This is a genomic window from Flammeovirga kamogawensis (genome assembly GCF_018736065.1).
GTDB lineage: Bacteria > Bacteroidota > Bacteroidia > Cytophagales > Flammeovirgaceae > Flammeovirga > Flammeovirga kamogawensis.
In genome coordinates this window covers 207,734-225,893 of record NZ_CP076130.1, presented here as the reverse complement: position 1 = coordinate 225,893, position 18,160 = coordinate 207,734, and the positions used below count along the sequence as shown (strand labels likewise).

Sequence of the window (18,160 nt, the reverse complement as noted above, 5' to 3'; positions counted from 1 at the left end):
TAATTTTGTAATGAGTTATCCATTAACTCAACACTACAAAAGTAACACTGTATCTTGTTTATTTATTGCATGAATTTATAGCATAATTGCACAAACGTATCAATTCTATATTTGTCATTGCATAATAAAAGGGCTACCTATTGCAAATCAATAAGTAGCCCCTATAGCTGTTACACTATTTTTTATTTTGTATAATAAATCTTTGTTTTAATAATTTCGCCATTAAACTTATAAGGAGCTTTATCATAATACATTGTTGAAACAGGACTTCCTAAATCTGTACCTAAATCCAAACAATCATTTGCTGTAAAACCTACTGGTGCTGTTATTGGCACTTGCCCTTTTACAACAACTTCTCCATCTATTTTAATCACAACATCCATAGCCGCTTTAGGTTGCATAGAGGTCATTGTAGAAATTACTTCCATTTTCACGTTACCCATTTTAACCTTTTGTTCTGATTTAAATCTGAATCGTTTAATTTCAAAAAGGTTATATTCATAATATAAATAGCCATTTTTTATAAAGCAGGTTAACCCTCCAGAAAAATCACCTAACGAATAAATTGTACCATTTGAATTTCTAGGAATTTCTAAGTCCATTTCAACTGTGTTAGACATTGTACCTAACCTTGGTGCTATACCTTCTGGCATACGGATCATTCTACCTGTAAAATTCCATTCGTTATAAGGCGTTCTTGGCATATCTTCAGGATGATAGATAATTGACCATAAACCACCACCTATTGGTAAATCATCATATTTTGTGGCTTCTACAAGGAATAATTCTTTCAATTCTTCAAGCTTTTCAGGGTATTTTTCTGATAGATCTTGAGATTCCGTCCAATCTTCATTTATGTTATACAATTCCCATCTATCATACTCAGGTTCCCAGGATTTAATATTTGGTGGTACACCTTGTACCCAAGGAATTCTTGGCCCAAATGTACATGCAACCCAACCGTCTGAATAAATACTTCTACTCCCCATGATATCAAAAAACTGTGTTTTTAAAGTTCCTTCAGCCTCTGCATCATTAAAAGAGTACGCCATACTAACTCCATCAATTTCTGTTTGTGTAACACCATTAACTTCTTGAGGTGCTTCAATACCAACAACATCATAAACTGTAGGAACAATATCATTTACATGATGAAACTGTGTATGAGGAATACTATCGTGATTAATTTTTTTAGGCCAAGCAACAACCATTGGGTTACGAGTACCACCAAAGTATGATGCCGTTAACTTTGTACCTTTATAGGGTGTGCTCCCTGCCCATGCCCAACCTGCATGATACATATTGTGTACTTTATCTGTTCCTAAAACTTCTAAACCACCAAGTTCATCTAATGCTTTAATGTGATCGTCTATATTACTTTCAATACCATTTAAAGACAATAACTCACTAATTGTTCCTTTCTGACCTTCTGATGAGGAACCATTATCACCCCAGATATAGAAAATTAATGTATTCTCTAATTCACCTTGAGCTTCTAATTCATCAATAATTCTACCTACATTATAATCTGTATGTTCTGTAAAACCTGCAAACACTTCCATTAATTGAGATTGAAATTCTCTTTGATCATCAGGAATGTCATCCCAACCCTGCATTGTAGAATCCCTGCCTGTTAACACTGAATTTCCAGGAATCCATCCCATATCTTTTTGTCTTTTAAAAACTCTTTCACGGTAATTATCCCAACCGTCATCAAACTTACCTTCGTATTTTTTACTCCACTCTCTAGTTACATGATGAGGACCATGTACAGCACCTGGACTCCAATACATAAAGAATGGTTTATCTGGAGAGAATGATTTTTGATCTCTTAACCATTTGATTGCATCATCTGTTAAATCTTCCGTTAAATGGTAATAATCATGTCCACTAGAAGTTTCAGGGTGTTCTACATAAGTATTATTTCTTACTAAATTAGGTTCGTATTGGTTTGCTTCTCCCCCTAAGAATCCATAAAAATAATCAAAACCATACGCATTTGGCCAGTGGTTAAAAGGACCAACACTTGATGTCTCGTTTACAGGAGTGTTATGCCACTTACCAAAAGCACTTGTATTGTAACCGTAATCTTTTAGAACTTCTGCCATAGTTGCAGATTCTTTAGGGATAATGCTAGAGTAACCATCCCAATTATTGGCAAATTCTGCAACCTGACCACTACCTACTTTAGTGTGGTTTCTACCAGTTAGAATCGAAGCTCTTGTGGGTGAGCACATGGCTGTAGTATGGAACCGGTTATATGAAACTCCCATATCTGCAACCCTTGTAAGGTTTGGAGTATTTATCTCTCCTCCAAAAGTAGTAGTTGTACCACCACCGATATCATCAATTAATATTATTAAAATATTCGGAGCATCCTTTTTTAAATGTTCTTCTTTTGATGATTTTAAATAAGTAGATGTTTTAATACTTACGCCCGCTTTACTCTTTGATTTTTTTTCTGGGAAAGGCAATATTTCTTGAGCAAACGAATTGATATTACTTCCAAAAATAAATAATAAGACGACCTTAATTGTTGTAAAAATTGTTTTCATAAGTGATACTATTTTTCTTAAAATTGGTGAGATGTTCCACCTCAATTATTTTTTGATATCACAAATGTAGATGCTATTTTAAGATAATTATTACACAAAAATAGAGGTTAATTGCATAAAAGTATCAAATATTCTATTTTAGTATTTAGATAACATAATATTGCTATTCTCTTAATTAATTCACTGTATCGCCTATAAAAATGGAGCATATTCTTTTACCTTCTAGAGATGGACATATCCGTAAAACCTTCGAGCATTTAAAAAAATATTATCCAGATGCCGTTTATAATAAATTTAAGTTTAATGGTAAAAATGGAGAAGATTTCATCCATTTTGGATATTACGATTTACTCCCAGGTTTTCAGATATCCATTTTTAAAACCTCAAATAATAAAAAAGTCTATTATGAAGAACTAAAAAGTGAACAGAATTGGATTATCATAAAATTCGTAAGAAATAAGACAATTATAGACCCCATTAAAAAGACGCTCACAATCAATGAGTTTGGTTCTGACGAAGTTATCCTTTACAATAAAGATCATTCTCTTGATACTGTAATTTCGCCTAATCAGTATATAGAAATGATTTCTATTAAAATTAACTTTGAGGTATTATATGATTATTCTACGCTAACCAACAAGCAGTTAGATGAAATAAGTAGCACCAATAAAAAAATTATCCTTCATGAACGTATGGTTCCAAAAATAAAAGCAGGAATAGACGAGCTTTTTAAATGTCAAGAAATTGATGAGGGTGTGATTGGGTATAGTATTTCAAAATCGTTAGAAATGGTCACTCATTTTTTAATTCAGATAAAAAATAGATTTACTACATCCGAAAACTACGGAATATCTGATTACAATTATAATCAGATGATTGCCATTCGAGATTTTCTTTTAGAAGACCTTTCCATCAATATCGAAATTTCTGATATTACTAAAAAATTTGGAGTAAGTACAGCTAATCTCCATCGTAATTTTAAAAAGGTGTTTGGTACTAGCCCACATAAGTTTATTAAAAAATCTAGGTTAGACAATGCATTTAATATGCTAAAAAACACCGATTTACCAATTGTAGAAATTGCAGACCAATTAGGGTTTACGCATGCAAGTCATCTTACTAATACGTTTAAAAAAGAATTTGCTATAACGCCAAAACAGTTACGTAAAAAGATAAATCATCTTTAAAACGTAACTGTTTTTAATCTAAAGTTTTTTTAAAAAATTACTTTACTACAATACCGTATTCAGCAATCATATCATTTAATCTTTTAACTTTAGCACCATGGTGAATATTTTCATTATTCAATTGAATCTCTAGAGTGATAATATCAGAAATAAACTTATTTGCTATAGCTTCATTATCTCTATATTTTTTCTCAAAGTCTTTTCTTTGTTGTAAGAAAGGCATTCTCTGATTATCCAAATCCTCTTTTTCTTTTTCTAGACGAGCTTTAGTTGGATGGTAATTATTCCAATCAAAACCTGCTGCATTGTTCGATGCATCCCATACTAAAGAATTAATCTCATTATATTTTGCTTTACTTAGGTTGTAAAGTTCCGTTACTTTTTGATCAGCCGCATACATTTTATTCATATACTCATTCGCCAACTTATCATATTTTTGACGTTCTGCTTTTAAAGCTTCATAACGTTTTGTTTTAGCCTCAAGGTCAGCTTTTTCTGTTTTAACTTCTTCCTCAAGGTTAAAGTACATATCCGCTATACCAAAACCTAAATATTGGTCTGTAGTTACAGTAAGCTCTTTATTAGAAGAACTCTTTATTATTTTAGTTTCAACTTTAGGAGTGCTTGGAGTTGAAGACGAATTTGTAGAATTTGATGTATTTACAAAAGACGTAGAACCTGTAGAAGTTACTCCACCTGTTGTATTACCATTTGTAGATGAAGACGTATTAGAATTTGCCTTAACTATTGTTGTAGAACCACTTGTGGTAGTTCCTGTACTTCCATTTTTTGGAGAGTTAGCTACAGCATCATTAATTTTATCATTTATAGGATCCTCACCTTCTTCTTCTTCCTCAGAAGTATTTGACTGAACCTGAACTAATTCTTTTTTAACTATCTCTTCAACCGCAGGTTTTGGCTCTTCTTTATCTTTACAAGAGAAAACATTAAATGCTAACACTGAGAGTAATATAATCTTTTTCATAGTTTTAATCTTTTTGTTTTGGTGTACTCTAAAGACAGGTTACATCAACTAGTAGCCAAAGACATTGATATCTATTAACGATATCTGTTTATTTAAAAGTCATCTTACAACTTATTTTAAATGAAGGAGGTCTAACTATTAATCTATTATCAAAACCATTAAATAGTAACTATGACCAAGTTTGCACTTTTAATCTCTATTTGTTTTATAGTCTCTAATCTATCGTTCTCACAGCAAAAAATTAAAGGTAAAATAATCAATGCTGAAAATGGAAAAGTAATCCCTTATGTAAATGTTGGAATTAAAGGATCTAGCATTGGTACTGTTTCTAATTTAGATGGTGAGTTTTTGATCGTTATTCCTAAATCGCATCAAATAGATAGTACTACCTGCATAATTTCTTGTATTGGATATACAAAGCAGTCAATTCTAACCGATACACTTCAAAAAGAAAATATAATTGTAAAATTAGCCCCTAGTACAACACTCCTTAATGATATTGTCATCAATTATCGTCAGAAGAAAAATAAGAAAGAAGATAAGACTCGTCAGAAAAAGCTGGGTAAAATTCATACATTTTTACCTATACTGCATAGTATTTTTTATACTTCAAGCGATTCGGTTATAGAAGATAGACTAGGAAGAGAAAGAGGAACAATTATTACAATTAAGGAGGATTGTAATGTAAAAGCGCTGAGTTTTCATATCTCTGGGAATGAATTTAAAACCATTCGTTTTCGTTTCAATTTGTATACAATTTCAAAAGGCAAACCGTCTGATGTAATAAACCAACAAGATATTCTATTCGAGGTAAAAGATGGGTTTAAAGAGTGGTATACTATTGATGTATCAAAATACAATATTGTATTACAGAAAAATTTAGATAAGGCTTTAATAAGCTTACAATGGATTGAAAGTGAAAAATTAGAAGAAGATAGCAAATGGTTTTCAATATCTGCAGCATTATCTAGCGGTAAAAATCACTTTTACAGAAATAAAATTGGTAGTGATTGGGAGTCTTTTAATGGTAAGTTAAATATGTATATTGTTACTGAAAAGGTAGAAATATAGCAAATAGTCTGACTATTTAATCATTCTATAACTCACAACACTTGACAGTAAAGTAAGGGTAACAGCAATATATACTACTTGATTAAAAGCAGTAACGAAAGCATCTTTATACACCTGCTCTATTGTTTCTTTTTGATCAATAAGTATATCAGATGGGACTTTTGCTCCTGTAAAATTCACTGCTTCTAAAAGAATTTCATGTTTTACATTCTTGGTGAGTTCCAGCATATTTACAGCTTCGGTTACAGAATTTGTGAAAAGGTACAAAGCCAATGCTCCCATTAAGGCTACAGCCAAAACATTTGCAGCTCTTGCTATTACATTATTTATGCCAGAACCTACTCCAATATTTTCTTCTGAAACAGACCCCATTACAGATGTTGTTAAAGGAGCTACCGTAATTCCCATACCGATTCCTAGTATTAAAAAAGGGAGAAAAAAAGTAGTCCAATATTCCTGTTCTCCATTTGTTATTCCGCACAATGAAAACAAATAATAACCAATGCTGATAATAATAGGTCCTGCAATTAAAGGTTTTCTGTATCCATTTTTATCTACATATTTACCCATTAAAGGAGAAATTGTGGCAATACAAATAATAATAGGCAACATTGCCAAACCTGTTTTCACTTCACTATAGCCTTGAATATCAATAAGATTTAAAGGGACAAAGAAAAGTACTCCGCCCATTGGTGCATATACAAAAAGTGTAAGTAAATTCCCTCCACTAAATGTTGATGATTTAAATAAGCTAAGAGGCATCATGGGGTGATTACTTTTTTGCTCTATAAATATAAAAATAACTAATGATGCACAGCCAATAAATACTGAACTTAGTATAATGGGATGTAAGAAACCTAAACTAGCAGATTCTATAAAACCATACGTTAATCCACTTAAGCCAAGCACTACAAATAATGCTCCCCAACCATCTAATTTTTGAGCCTTAGTATTTCTCGTCTCTGGTACTTTAGTAAGCATAACAATTAATACTACAATTGACAGTGGTATATTAAGAAAGAAAATTATTCTCCATAATCCCATTCCTGCTAACCAACCACCAAGTATAGGTCCTAATACACCTGTTAATGCACTAAAAGTTGACCATAATCCTATGGCTTGCCCTCTGTTTGAATTATCAAAATGAGCACTTAAAATTGACAAACTACCTGGTGTGAGTAAAGCCCCTCCTATACCTTGGAAAGATCTTGCTATCAATAAGTGATAGGGCGTTTGAGCAATTCCACAAAATAAAGACGATACTGAAAATAGCACTAAACCTATAAGAAAAATCTTATTTCTACCATATAAATCGCCTAATGCACCCCCTAAAAGCAAAAGTGCTGAAAGAAATAAGGCATACCCATTTATCACCCATAATAATTGAGCCCCTGATAGATTTAAATCACGTTGCAAAGCAGGTAATGCTACATTTAATGCTGTACCATCTATAAATACTAAAGACGACGCTAAAATTGTAGCTAATAACGTCCATTTTTGAGTAGAAGAATAGTTGTTTTTTGAGGAACTCATAGATCAATATAATTAATCTTTAAAGGAGTTAAAAGGTATATTATTTTAAATCAACTCCCATCACTTCCAAAGTATAGTGTCAATAAACATCAATTATACTGTTTATCCTTTCCTAGTAAATGTCTCTATAATGACTCATTTAACTAAAAAAAAGTATGAAAAATAAATTTATTGTTATTGGAATCTGTCTTTCGACCCTTTTTGTTGGTTGTAAAAAAGACAAAGAAGTAGTGACTGAAATTCAAGAAGTAGTTGTTAAAGACAAAAGTACTTCAGATGAGAATAAAGTACTTAAAGCAAAACTAGATGCTATATCAAAAAAAGAGGATGAACTGAAGAAAAGAGTTGATTTATTATCTGATCAATCTTCACAACTAGAAAGCAAAAACCAGCAGTTAGTAGATGACGCTTCAAAACAGCAACAAAAATCTGGAAAAGCGACAACAGATCTCAATAATAAGATCAAACAACTTGAAGTTGAGAAGAATAACTTAGAAAATGAAAATAAGAAATTAGCTAATAAGATTAATAACAATACTTCTAATTCTACAACAGTAAATAATAATTTACTAAAAAAGGTAAATGATTTAGAAAATCATAAAAGTGCTTCTGACAAAACTATTAATGCACTTACTACAAGAATAAATAATGCAGATGCATTAATTAAACAACTAGAACAAGAAAATGATCAATCTCAAATAAGCAATACAGATCTAAAAATAATTATTGGTAATCTTCAGCAGCAAACAAAAGAGTTGAATGATGATGTAGAAGCAAACATCAATAAATTAAATGCTACTCAGCAAAAGTTAACTACATCGGAAAGTAGACTTAATTCCTCTAAGGCAAATAACAGTGAATTACTGAAAGAAAAAGGGATTTTGCAGAAAACAATTAATGACCAAACTATTCAGGTTAATAAATTGTCTAAACAAGTTAACCTTCTTGAAGCTAAAATTAAGAAGATGGAACAAGATCAAAGAATAGAAAAAATAGAACTAGCTAAGAAGATTCTACCATTATTTAAAGGAAAAGCGTTCAAAGAATTACCGCTAAATCATAAAATTGTAGGCCATAATGAATGGCTTTTGATTGATTTTAAATTACAGAAAGACTCTAAAAACGAAGTGACTGACATTATACTTCTACTGGTTAAAGATGGTATGCGATATAAGGTAAGCTTTCTTTCAGGAAATGAAAAGACACAGTCTTCATTTTTTATATTGAGACTAGATCCTCTTTCTCATATAGTAAATGGAGTTCGAATGATTAAAGATGAATATAAACCATTCAATAAATTAAATAGTAACGGTATAGTAGTTAAACGTGATGATTATGCTGATAATACAAAGTTTAGTAATATTGCACCTTTTAGGATTTCTGGATTAGATCGAACAATTCTTGTTGATGGTAAAGGCAAAATATATAATAAAGTGACCGATAAATGGGAAAAAGGAAAACTACCAAAGAGTATTAAGGGTAAAGCTGCATATTTCTATTTTAATGGAAAAACTTTTGAACATAGTAAAGATGAACATGAGTTTGATTTAGATTTAGATGATTATCTTTTTGGAACAGGTAATGGTAAAGTTGCTCAACCAAAACCAGCAAATTACCCTAAAGAAGACGACATTATTGGTTATAATACATCAATAAAAGGAGTTAAAACACCTATCTACCTTCGTGATATTAAACCTGAGAATAGAGCAACATCGGATAATGAATTTTTAAAAATCGATGGAGGTTATGCAATTTTTGGTTATAACGTAATGCAACTTGTTAAACCTTAAATATAAAAAAAGTAGGTACTTAATTTAATAAGTACCTACTTTACTTTATATAAAGAGCATTATTGATGTTTTCTTGACATCAAAAAATCTACTCCTGATACTTCTTCTTTTCAGTCATAAAAAACACTAAAGGTACTATCAATAAAGTTAATGCTGTAGAGGCGATTGTCCCTCCCATTAAAGAAATAGCTAGTCCTTGAAAAATAGGATCGAATAAGATCACAAATGCACCAATTACTACTGTACCTGCAGTCAACAAAATTGGCATTGTTCTAACAGCTCCTGCTTCTATCACTGCTTCTTTTAATGGTGCTCCTTCTTCTAATTTTATATTGATAAAATCAATTAATAATACCGAATTTCTAACCATAATCCCTGCCAGTGCAATTGCACCTATCATAGATGTAGCCGTAAAGAAAGCACCTAACATCCAGTGGCCTACTAAAATACCTACCATGGCAAGAGGTATGGCTACCATCATTACTATTGGAGTTTTAAAATCTTGAAACCACCCAACAATTAACATGTAGATAATTACTAAAACCACCGCAAATGCAGCTCCTAAATCTCTAAATACCTCAAAGGTAATTTGCCATTCACCATCCCATTTCAATACATAATCGTCTTCAAAAAATGGTACTGCTGTAAAATTTTGTGTTAAAGCTTTTCCATTCGGTGTAATTATAGAAGACAAATCACTGTCTATACCTAACATTGCATAAATAGGCGACTCCATTTTACCGGCAACGTCTGCTACAACATACGTCACTCGCTTTTGGTTCTTTCTATAGATACTTTTCGGACGAATTGATTGATGTACTTTTACAAGATCTCCGATAGCTACCATTTTTCCTTGCATAGATTTTACAGAGATACTTTTTAGGTCTTCTATAGATGTTCTATTCGTCTCTTTTAACACCAACTTTATGGCTACTTCTCCATACTCATTAGGAGCCTCAATTTTTGAAACGTTGAACCCACGTAAAGCCACATTCATAATATGTACTATCTGCTGAGTAGATATACCTGCCAAAGCTGCTTTTTCTTTGTCTACATCAAAAGTGTATTCAATTTGGTCTGCTTCCGTGTAGGCATCCACATCTACAATATCTTTTGAGTTTTCAAAAACAGTGTACACCTGCTCTGCTACTTTTTCCTGACCTTTTAAATCTGGACCGTATATTTCTGCCACTAAAGTAGACAAAACCGGAGGTCCTGGAGGTACTTCTACTACTTTGATATTTGCACCTAACTGAGTGGCTAATTTTTGAATACCCGGTCGCATAGCTTTTGCCAAATCATGGCTTTGCAAACTACGTGTACTTTTATCTGTAAGGTTAACCTGAATATCTGCTACGTTTGGTCCTCTACGTAAGTCATAATGCCTAACCAAACCATTAAATGTATTTGGTGATGATGTACCTACATACATTTGATATGCAACTACTTCTTGCTGCTTTCTTATATAAGCTGCCAATTCTTTGGTTACCTGATAGGTTTCTTCTAGTGGAGTTCCTTCAGGCATATCAATAACAACTTGAAACTCATTTTTATTATCAAATGGCAACATTTTAACTACTACCATATCAAAATAAAACATAGAGAGCGATCCTAATAACATGGTGGTAATACTCACAATAAACGTCCATCTTAATACAGGACGCTCAATTAACGGACGCATCGTTTTGTTATATACTTTATAGATTACTGTATTCTCCACTCTAAATACTTCCTCTTCGTTATGTGCGTCTCCTTTTAATAATCTGTAGGCAATAAATGGTGTTATTACTAATGCTACAATTAAAGAGAAAAACATGGCAAATGCAGCACCAATAGGCATAGGACTCATGTAAGGGCCCATCATTCCAGATACGGCAATCATTGGTAACACTGAGGCGATAACTGTAAATGTTGCCAATATTGTTGGGTTCCCTACTTCATTGATAGATGCTAATGCAGCTTGCATGAAAGGAAGCTTCCTCATTTTAAAATGACGGTGCATATTTTCTGCAATAATTATACTATCATCTACCACTATTCCCGTTACAAAAACCAATGCAAAAAGTGTAATTCTATTTAACGTATAACCCAATAAGTAATAAGAGAAAAGCGTAAGTGCAAATGTCACTGGAACTGACAAAAACACAACTAAACCACCTCTCCAACCCATAGAGAGTGCGACGACAATTGTTACCGCTATAATCGACCCAATTAAGTGCATTAAAAGTTCGTTTACTTTATGCGAAGCACTTTCGCCGTAATTTCTAGTTACAGCTACCTCTACCTCTTTCGGGATTAAAGTTTCTTTTAAATGTTCTGTTTTAGAAAGCACCAAATCTGCTAATTTCATAGCGTCAGCACCCTTTCTTTTTGCAATTGATAATGTGATTGCAGACTCATCACCACTGCTTTTTTTAGGACTAGAAACTCCGTTACCATAACGCACATACTGAATTGGTTCAGCAGGTCCATCAATTATATTGGCTACTTGATCTAGATAGATAAGATTACCATTATTTACTCCAATTACAAGGTGTTTTAACTCATCAACATTCTTAAAAAATGCACCCGATTTTACAGAAAAATTAGTATTTCCAAGGTTAAAAGTACCAGAAGACATTTGTTGGTTAGCCGCTTGGATTTGCTGAGAGATTAATAAAGGGTCTACTTTAAAAGATTTCATTTTCTCTCTGTCCAATTCCACACGCATTTCTCTGCTTCTTCCTCCAATTACCTTTACCTGTGCTATATCATTAATTTTTGCTATTTCTGTTCCTGCTTCTTCACCGATACGTCTAAGCATAAAATCGTCGTATTTATTACTATGGAAAGTTAAAGACAGTGCTGGAACATCGTCAATTGCTCTTACTTTAATAATAGGCTGTGTTACGCCCTTGGGCATTGCTGCTTTGTGCTTGTCAAGTTCTGCATAGAGTTTTACTATACTTCTCTCAATATCTTGCCCCACCAAAAACTGAACAATTACCATTGCTTGTTCATTCATAGAAGTAGAATACACATACTCCACCCCTTTAATATTTGCCGCCATTTTTTCTATTGGCTTGGCTATTCTTGCCTCTACTTCTTCTGGCGTTGCTCCAGGATAACCGATAAATAAATCGGCAATCGGCACATCAATTTGTGGTTCTTCTTCTCTTGGCGTTAAAGCACTTCCGTAGATACCCAACCCAATAAAAACGAACATTAAAAGAGGGGTCAACTTAGAGTTGATAAACACCTCTGCAATTTTACCTGCTATTCCTTTTTGCATAACGAATTATTTTTGAGATGAATACTTTACAGGTTGGCCATCGTAGATAGTTGTAGGTAATGGAGTAATTACAATATCACCTGACTGAACTCCCGATAAAACCTCAATTTTATCACCATATTTTTTACCTAATCTTACCCAAGTTAGAGAGGCTTCTTTTTGCATGTTCACTAAAAATAAACCCGTAAGTTGTCCTTTTACATAAAGACTTTCTGTTGGCACTAGTATTTTCTCCGTCACCTCTTGGGCAGTAGTTACCTTTGCGTACAAACCATTAGTTAACCCCTTCTGAGAATCTAATGTGAATTCTACTTTAAATTGCCCTCCATTATAACCTCCAGACGGCACAATTCTTTTCACTTTACCTGTATATGTTTTACCATTTGCATCTACAATAAAATGGGCTGTTTCTCCTTTTTTAAATTGATTTATTTTGGCCGATGGAATTGTTGCCATTGCTTTAAAAGATGCACTTGAAGCAAACTCAACAATAGGCATTCCTGGTGTTGCCATATCACCACCCGTCATGTATTTTTTAGTAATAACTCCATTATAAGGAGCCTTTATTAAAGTATATGATAAGTTGGCGTTTACCTCATCTTCTGCTTTTTTTGCAGAGATTAATTGTGCTTTTGCTGATAAGAAATGAGTAGTGATATCATCTAATTCTTTATCAGTAGCACTTCCTAATTGATGTAACTTGGTAATTCTTTCAAAGTCTTTTTCTGCATTCTTCAAGCCCACTTCTGCCATTTCTACCTGTGCATGTATTCTTGCTTTTGATGACTGAATACCTGCACTTTCAATTCTAGCAATTACTTTTCCTTTAGGTACTAAATCTCCTGCTTCAAAGTTGAAACTGTAAATTCTGCCCATCAATTTTGTACTAAGCTGTGTTATTTGCTCACTTTTAATTTCTGCGGCATAAGAATTTTCTGTGGCAATTGCCTCATTTGTTATAGTATAAGTACTTACCGCTATAGGTTGAACAGCTGTAGCTACTTTTTCTTCCGTTGAATTCCCACATCCTGTAAATATCCCAAGGGATAAAAAGAATACAAATGCAGCTATAATATATTTTTGATTTTTCATTGTTTGCGTATTAATTATTCTTGTACAAGTAAGTCTAAGTGGAAAACAGCCATGTTGTACGTAAATACAGCATTTAAATAAGCCAATTCCTTTTCTGATTTCACTGTCTCGGCAGCTAATAAATCCAGTGTTTTTTCTAAACCAACACTGTAACGATCCGACAGAATCCTATAGCTTTCTTGTGCTTCTTCTTTCGCCATCTCTGCCATCTCTATTCTCGTTTTAGCAGTGACAACTTTACGTTGCGATTTTTTTAGCTCTATGTCAGCTTTAGACTTTTCCTTTTCTAAGTTTAAGGTCGCTTTCTCCCAATTTAATTTTGCTTGTTGAGATGTTGCTATCTGATTACCACCATCATAAATTGTCCAACTTAAAGAAACCCCAACAAGGTAACTTTGTGCTGTTGTACCAAAAATGTATTGATCGTTAAAATCGTACTGACCAAAAGCATTAATACGTGGAGCAAACTTTGATTTGTTCATTTTCCACATGTTTTTTTGAGCTTCAACAGCAAAATTCATTGCCATTAAATCCGAACGTACAAGCGATACATGTTCTTGTTCTATTTTGGCAACATTGGTAGTTAAAGCCGTTAGCTTATCTTCAATTTCTATGGTTGTATTTTCAGGTAAACGAAGTAAATAAACAAGATAATCGTTCACACTAGCTACACCATCTTTGGCTTCTTCTAACTTTGACTGTAGGTCTAACTTTCTCACTTTTACTTGTAATACATCAGACTGCTTTGCATAGCCATTTGCTTTGTTATTCTCTACCACTTTCATGGCTTCTTCTACAGTAGCAATAGCTTCTTCTAAAACAATTTGTTGGTCTTTTGCTAGCGACAACATATAATAATGCTGCTTCACTTCAAAAAGAATAAACTCTTGCAATCTTTTTGCTTCTTGAATTTTGGCATTATACACCTCCTTAGAAGCTTTTCTGCCATAAATACCATCTAAATTGAATAAAGGCATTTCTATAGCTCCTCTTGTATTCCAATTAGAAATATCCTCTGGATTGTTTAATTTATCTGGATTAAAATCTGCAGCAGTAACTCTCTCTTGTTGTAATAAAATACCAAAACTATTCAGTGGATTGTTAGTACTAACTCCCGTTTCTGAAAGAGTTATTTTAGGCAAAAAGACTTTGTTTGTCTTTTTATAATCCATTAAAGCCGATTTAACTTCTACTTCTTTAAGCTCTATGTCTCTATTCTGAGATATAGCTAATTGTAGTGCTTCATCCATAGAGAGCAGTTTCTCTTGGGCAAAACTATGTAAGGCTAACAGTAGCGTAAGAACTGTTAGAATACTATTCTTTTTCATTTAGAATATGATAAGCGAATTGAATGTAATTATGATTTAAGATGTAATAGATATGATGCCTCAGAAATAAGGGCAATCCAGTTTGGATGTGTAAATAATGCAGAACATAGTAATAAGTAATTATATTTATTTTAAAGTTTGATGATAGTACAAATGTATCTTCCTTAATTGAGAGCCTGTGTGATAATAGTTACAGAACCACTAAAAGTAACTTGAATCTAGTTAAAAGCACAAAGCTAAATATTATCTCTATATCTTCAATAAATTTTATTTATCAGTATCTGATACTTTTTTGTCATATCATACAAATACTATTTCTAGAGGTGCCGTTAATGTATATATCTCTCAAATATTGAAGAATAACATTTTAACAATTTTATAAAAAACATCATCATGAACAATTTATTCAGCGAAATCAAATTTGATATTAAGCATTGGTACCTTCCATTAATCTCAGGATTATTATTTGTCGCTTTAGGTATCTGGTCGGCTATGCATCCATTGGTAACATTAGTATCATTATCTTATATATTTAGTTTTACTTTCCTTATTGTAGGAACACTACAAGTTATTATGGCAATTGTAAATAGAAAAAGTACAATTGGTTGGGGTTGGGCATTAGTTGGTGGTATTTTTACTGCTGCTCTAGGTGCAATATTAGTTGCAAATCCGGTGCTTTCTGTTACAACTTTACCTCTTTACTTAGGTTTCTATGTAATGTTTCAAGGTTTTAGTGCTATCGGTAAAGCAATTGACTACAAAGACATATCTAGCAACTGGGGTTGGATTTTATTCTCTGGTATTGTCGGTATACTTTTAGGTTTCTGCTTACTTTCTAACATTGCTTTAGCAGGTATGACTACTGCATTTATTGCTAGTTTTGCTTTAATTAATACAGGTATCTCTGAATTCTTTATTTCTGCAAAATTGAAAAAATTAAAAAACGAGTTTACTTCAAAAAACTAAGTTTTAATAAAGAAGATTAAACACCTAAATCCTGTCAGTAGGCAACAAAGCTTATTGACAGGATTTTTTTTGTATTTCAATTTTTATATTGATTAGAATGAATTAGTAGAACTCTGAAAATTAACAGTTTTTATACTTTTATCGTTTTATGATATAGATTAATCATATTCTACAAATACTACAATTAAAAATGGCGTTAATCTATATATCACTCAAGTAAAGAGGAAATACAATTTAACACTTTATAAAAAACATCATCATGAACAATTTATTCAGCGAAATCAAATTTGATATTAAGCATTGGTACCTTCCATTAATCTCAGGATTATTATTTGTAGCTTTAGGTATTTGGTCGGCAATGCACCCACTAGTAACACTAGTATCATTATCTTATATATTTAGTATTACATTTTTAATGGTTGGTACGCTACAAGTTATTATGGCTATTGTAAACAGAAAAAATATGCTTGGTTGGGGCTGGTCTTTAGTTGGAGGAATTTTTACTGCTGCTCTAGGTGCATTATTAATAGCAAACCCTGCACTTTCTGTTACAACTTTACCGCTTTATTTAGGTTTTTATGTAATGTTTCAAGGTTTTGATTCTATTGGTAAAGCAATTGAATACAAAGATCATTCAAGCAACTGGGGTTGGATTTTATTCTCTGGTATTGTAGGTATACTTTTAGGTTTCTGCTTACTTTCTAACATTGCTTTAGCAGGTATGACTACTGCATTTATTGCTAGTTTTGCTTTAATTAATACAGGTATCTCTGAATTCTTTGTTTCTGCAAAATTGAAAAAATTAAAAAACGAGTTTTACTCAAAAAACTAATTTTTAATAAGAAATAAAATAGAAATCCTGTTAGTAGGCAACAAAGCTTATTGACAGGATTTTTTTTTGCATTTCGATTTTTTTATTGATTAAAATGAATTAGTAGAACTCTTAAAATTAACAGTTTTTATACTTTTATCGTTTTATGATATAGATTAATCATATTCTACAAATACTACAATTAAAAATGGCGTTAAACTATATATCTCTCAAGTAAAGAGGAAATACAATTTAACACTTTATAAAAAACATCATCATGAACAATTTATTCAGCGAAATCAAATTTGATATTAAACATTGGTACCTTCCATTAATCTCAGGGTTATTATTTGTAGCTTTAGGTATTTGGTCAGCAATGCACCCATTAGTTACTTTGGTATCATTATCTTATATATTTAGTTTTACCTTCCTTATAGTGGGAACACTACAAGTTATTATGGCTATCATAAATAGAAAAAATATGATTGGTTGGGGTTGGTCTTTAGTAGGTGGTATTTTCACTGCTATCTTAGGGGCAATTCTAGTTGCAAACCCTGCACTTTCTGTTACAACTTTACCTCTTTATTTAGGTTTTTATGTAATGCTACAAGGCTTTAACTCTATCGGTAAATCAATTGAATACAAAGATCATTCAAGCAACTGGGGATGGATTTTATTCTCTGGTATTGTAGGTGTCCTTTTAGGTTTCTGCTTACTTTCTAACATTGCTTTAGCAGGAATGACTGCTGCATTTATTGCTAGTTTTGCTTTAATCAACACAGGTATCTCTGAGTTCTTTGTTTCTGCAAAATTGAAAAAATTAAAAAACGAGTTTGGTTCAAAAAACTAAGTTTTTAAGAAGATTAAACTCCCAAATCCTGTCAGTAGGCAACAAAGCTTATTGACAGGATTTTTTATATATTCAGAAATGTTCTTTTTTATAATTCTGATAAGAAATCACCCCAAGAGATACTACTCTTCTCTGTAATTGATGGGAAACTCATAGCACGAACTTTCTTACTTTTTCTATTCACTTCAATTGGTCTCTCTTCAATCTTCTCTAACATATCAATTTCATTTTCTAGAGGCATTTGTATGGATTGAGAACTGTTTATTTGCACCTGCATTTCTTCTTCCTTTTCAAACTGTACCATCTCCTTAAGTTGCTTTAATAAAACATCAACTCGTTGGCTCTTTATATTATCTTTTTCTTCTATCAAAAGATTGATCAACCCCATAATAGTATTTTTATGACTAATGGGTAATTCATAAATGCTGTATGAACTAGGATCGTAAAAATATTTCCCCTCCTCAAAAATTATAGGTGCGTTAAAACCTAAAATATCACTTCTAAGAATTCTAATATCTTCTTGAATACTTCTTTTAGAAATACTTATAATTTTCCCTTTTGCATCTGATAAAGCATCAGAACAACGTTCAATTAGCAGTCCTAAACTGCACCCTAAATTATTGGAATGTAGACAGTTATTTATTGTTCGATAACGAATTAATGCATTAAGATTAGCAGGCATATCAGATTATTTTTCTCAATGCAGATAGAGTGCATTAAG

Annotated in this window: 13 protein-coding genes; 6 read left to right on the top strand and 7 right to left on the bottom strand. The window is 32.3% G+C overall.

Annotation, left to right across the window (positions count from 1 at the left end; genetic code table 11):
• Positions 1-182 precede the first annotated feature (182 nt).
• Positions 183-2,555, bottom strand: coding sequence for an arylsulfatase (locus KM029_RS25210; RefSeq protein ID WP_144077176.1), 2,373 nt, complete (start codon positions 2,553-2,555; stop codon positions 183-185).
• Between the two features lie 200 nt (positions 2,556-2,755).
• On the opposite strand from KM029_RS25210, the gene KM029_RS25205 reads away from it, so the two are divergent.
• Entirely contained in the window at positions 2,756-3,742 is a 987-nt protein-coding gene (locus KM029_RS25205; protein ID WP_144077175.1) for a helix-turn-helix transcriptional regulator, read from the top strand.
• Positions 3,743-3,779: 37 nt separating this feature from the next.
• Here the strand turns inward: KM029_RS25205 and KM029_RS25200 are convergent, their stop codons facing one another.
• Complete coding sequence (locus tag KM029_RS25200; protein WP_144077174.1) at positions 3,780-4,727, bottom strand: hypothetical protein; 948 nt, start codon at positions 4,725-4,727, stop codon at positions 3,780-3,782.
• 171 nt (positions 4,728-4,898) lie between these two features.
• On the opposite strand from KM029_RS25200, the gene KM029_RS25195 reads away from it, so the two are divergent.
• Positions 4,899-5,798 carry a carboxypeptidase-like regulatory domain-containing protein gene (locus KM029_RS25195; RefSeq protein WP_144077173.1) on the top strand — a complete coding sequence of 300 codons (900 nt, stop codon included), beginning with the start codon at positions 4,899-4,901 and terminating at the stop codon, positions 5,796-5,798.
• Positions 5,799-5,810: 12 nt separating this feature from the next.
• Here the strand turns inward: KM029_RS25195 and KM029_RS25190 are convergent, their stop codons facing one another.
• A complete protein-coding gene (locus KM029_RS25190; RefSeq protein ID WP_144077172.1) occupies positions 5,811-7,331 on the bottom strand; it encodes an MFS transporter in 1,521 nt (506 codons plus the stop codon).
• Positions 7,332-7,486: 155 nt separating this feature from the next.
• On the opposite strand from KM029_RS25190, the gene KM029_RS25185 reads away from it, so the two are divergent.
• Positions 7,487-9,121: a hypothetical protein gene (locus KM029_RS25185; protein ID WP_144077171.1), complete on the top strand. Its 1,635-nt coding sequence runs from the start codon at positions 7,487-7,489 to the stop codon at positions 9,119-9,121.
• An 88-nt stretch (positions 9,122-9,209) separates the two neighbouring features.
• On the opposite strand, the gene KM029_RS25180 is transcribed toward KM029_RS25185, so the two are convergent.
• The 3 genes from KM029_RS25180 to KM029_RS25170 are packed head-to-tail and all read right to left on the bottom strand — an operon-like array spanning position 9,210 to position 14,812.
• Positions 9,210-12,392: an efflux RND transporter permease subunit gene (locus KM029_RS25180; protein ID WP_144077170.1), complete on the bottom strand. Its 3,183-nt coding sequence runs from the start codon at positions 12,390-12,392 to the stop codon at positions 9,210-9,212.
• 6 nt (positions 12,393-12,398) lie between these two features.
• Positions 12,399-13,484 carry an efflux RND transporter periplasmic adaptor subunit gene (locus tag KM029_RS25175; protein WP_144077169.1) on the bottom strand — a complete coding sequence of 362 codons (1,086 nt, stop codon included), beginning with the start codon at positions 13,482-13,484 and terminating at the stop codon, positions 12,399-12,401.
• A gap of 14 nt (positions 13,485-13,498) precedes the next feature.
• Positions 13,499-14,812, bottom strand: a complete 1,314-nt coding sequence (locus tag KM029_RS25170; RefSeq protein WP_144077168.1) for a TolC family protein — start codon at positions 14,810-14,812, stop codon at positions 13,499-13,501.
• A 393-nt stretch (positions 14,813-15,205) separates the two neighbouring features.
• Between KM029_RS25170 and KM029_RS25165 the strand changes: the two genes are divergently transcribed.
• The 3 genes from KM029_RS25165 to KM029_RS25155 all read left to right on the top strand — a co-directional run bounded on the left by KM029_RS25165 (position 15,206) and on the right by KM029_RS25155 (position 17,439).
• The gene (locus KM029_RS25165) at positions 15,206-15,778 is read left to right on the top strand and encodes an HdeD family acid-resistance protein (protein ID WP_144077167.1); all 573 of its coding nucleotides are present in this window, start codon (positions 15,206-15,208) and stop codon (positions 15,776-15,778) included.
• Positions 15,779-16,037: 259 nt separating this feature from the next.
• Positions 16,038-16,610: an HdeD family acid-resistance protein gene (locus KM029_RS25160; RefSeq protein ID WP_144077166.1), complete on the top strand. Its 573-nt coding sequence runs from the start codon at positions 16,038-16,040 to the stop codon at positions 16,608-16,610.
• A 256-nt stretch (positions 16,611-16,866) separates the two neighbouring features.
• Positions 16,867-17,439: an HdeD family acid-resistance protein gene (locus tag KM029_RS25155; RefSeq protein ID WP_144077165.1), complete on the top strand. Its 573-nt coding sequence runs from the start codon at positions 16,867-16,869 to the stop codon at positions 17,437-17,439.
• An 88-nt stretch (positions 17,440-17,527) separates the two neighbouring features.
• Here the strand turns inward: KM029_RS25155 and KM029_RS25150 are convergent, their stop codons facing one another.
• The gene (locus KM029_RS25150) at positions 17,528-18,121 is read right to left on the bottom strand and encodes a hypothetical protein (RefSeq protein ID WP_144077164.1); all 594 of its coding nucleotides are present in this window, start codon (positions 18,119-18,121) and stop codon (positions 17,528-17,530) included.
• Positions 18,122-18,160: the final 39 nt, after the last annotated feature.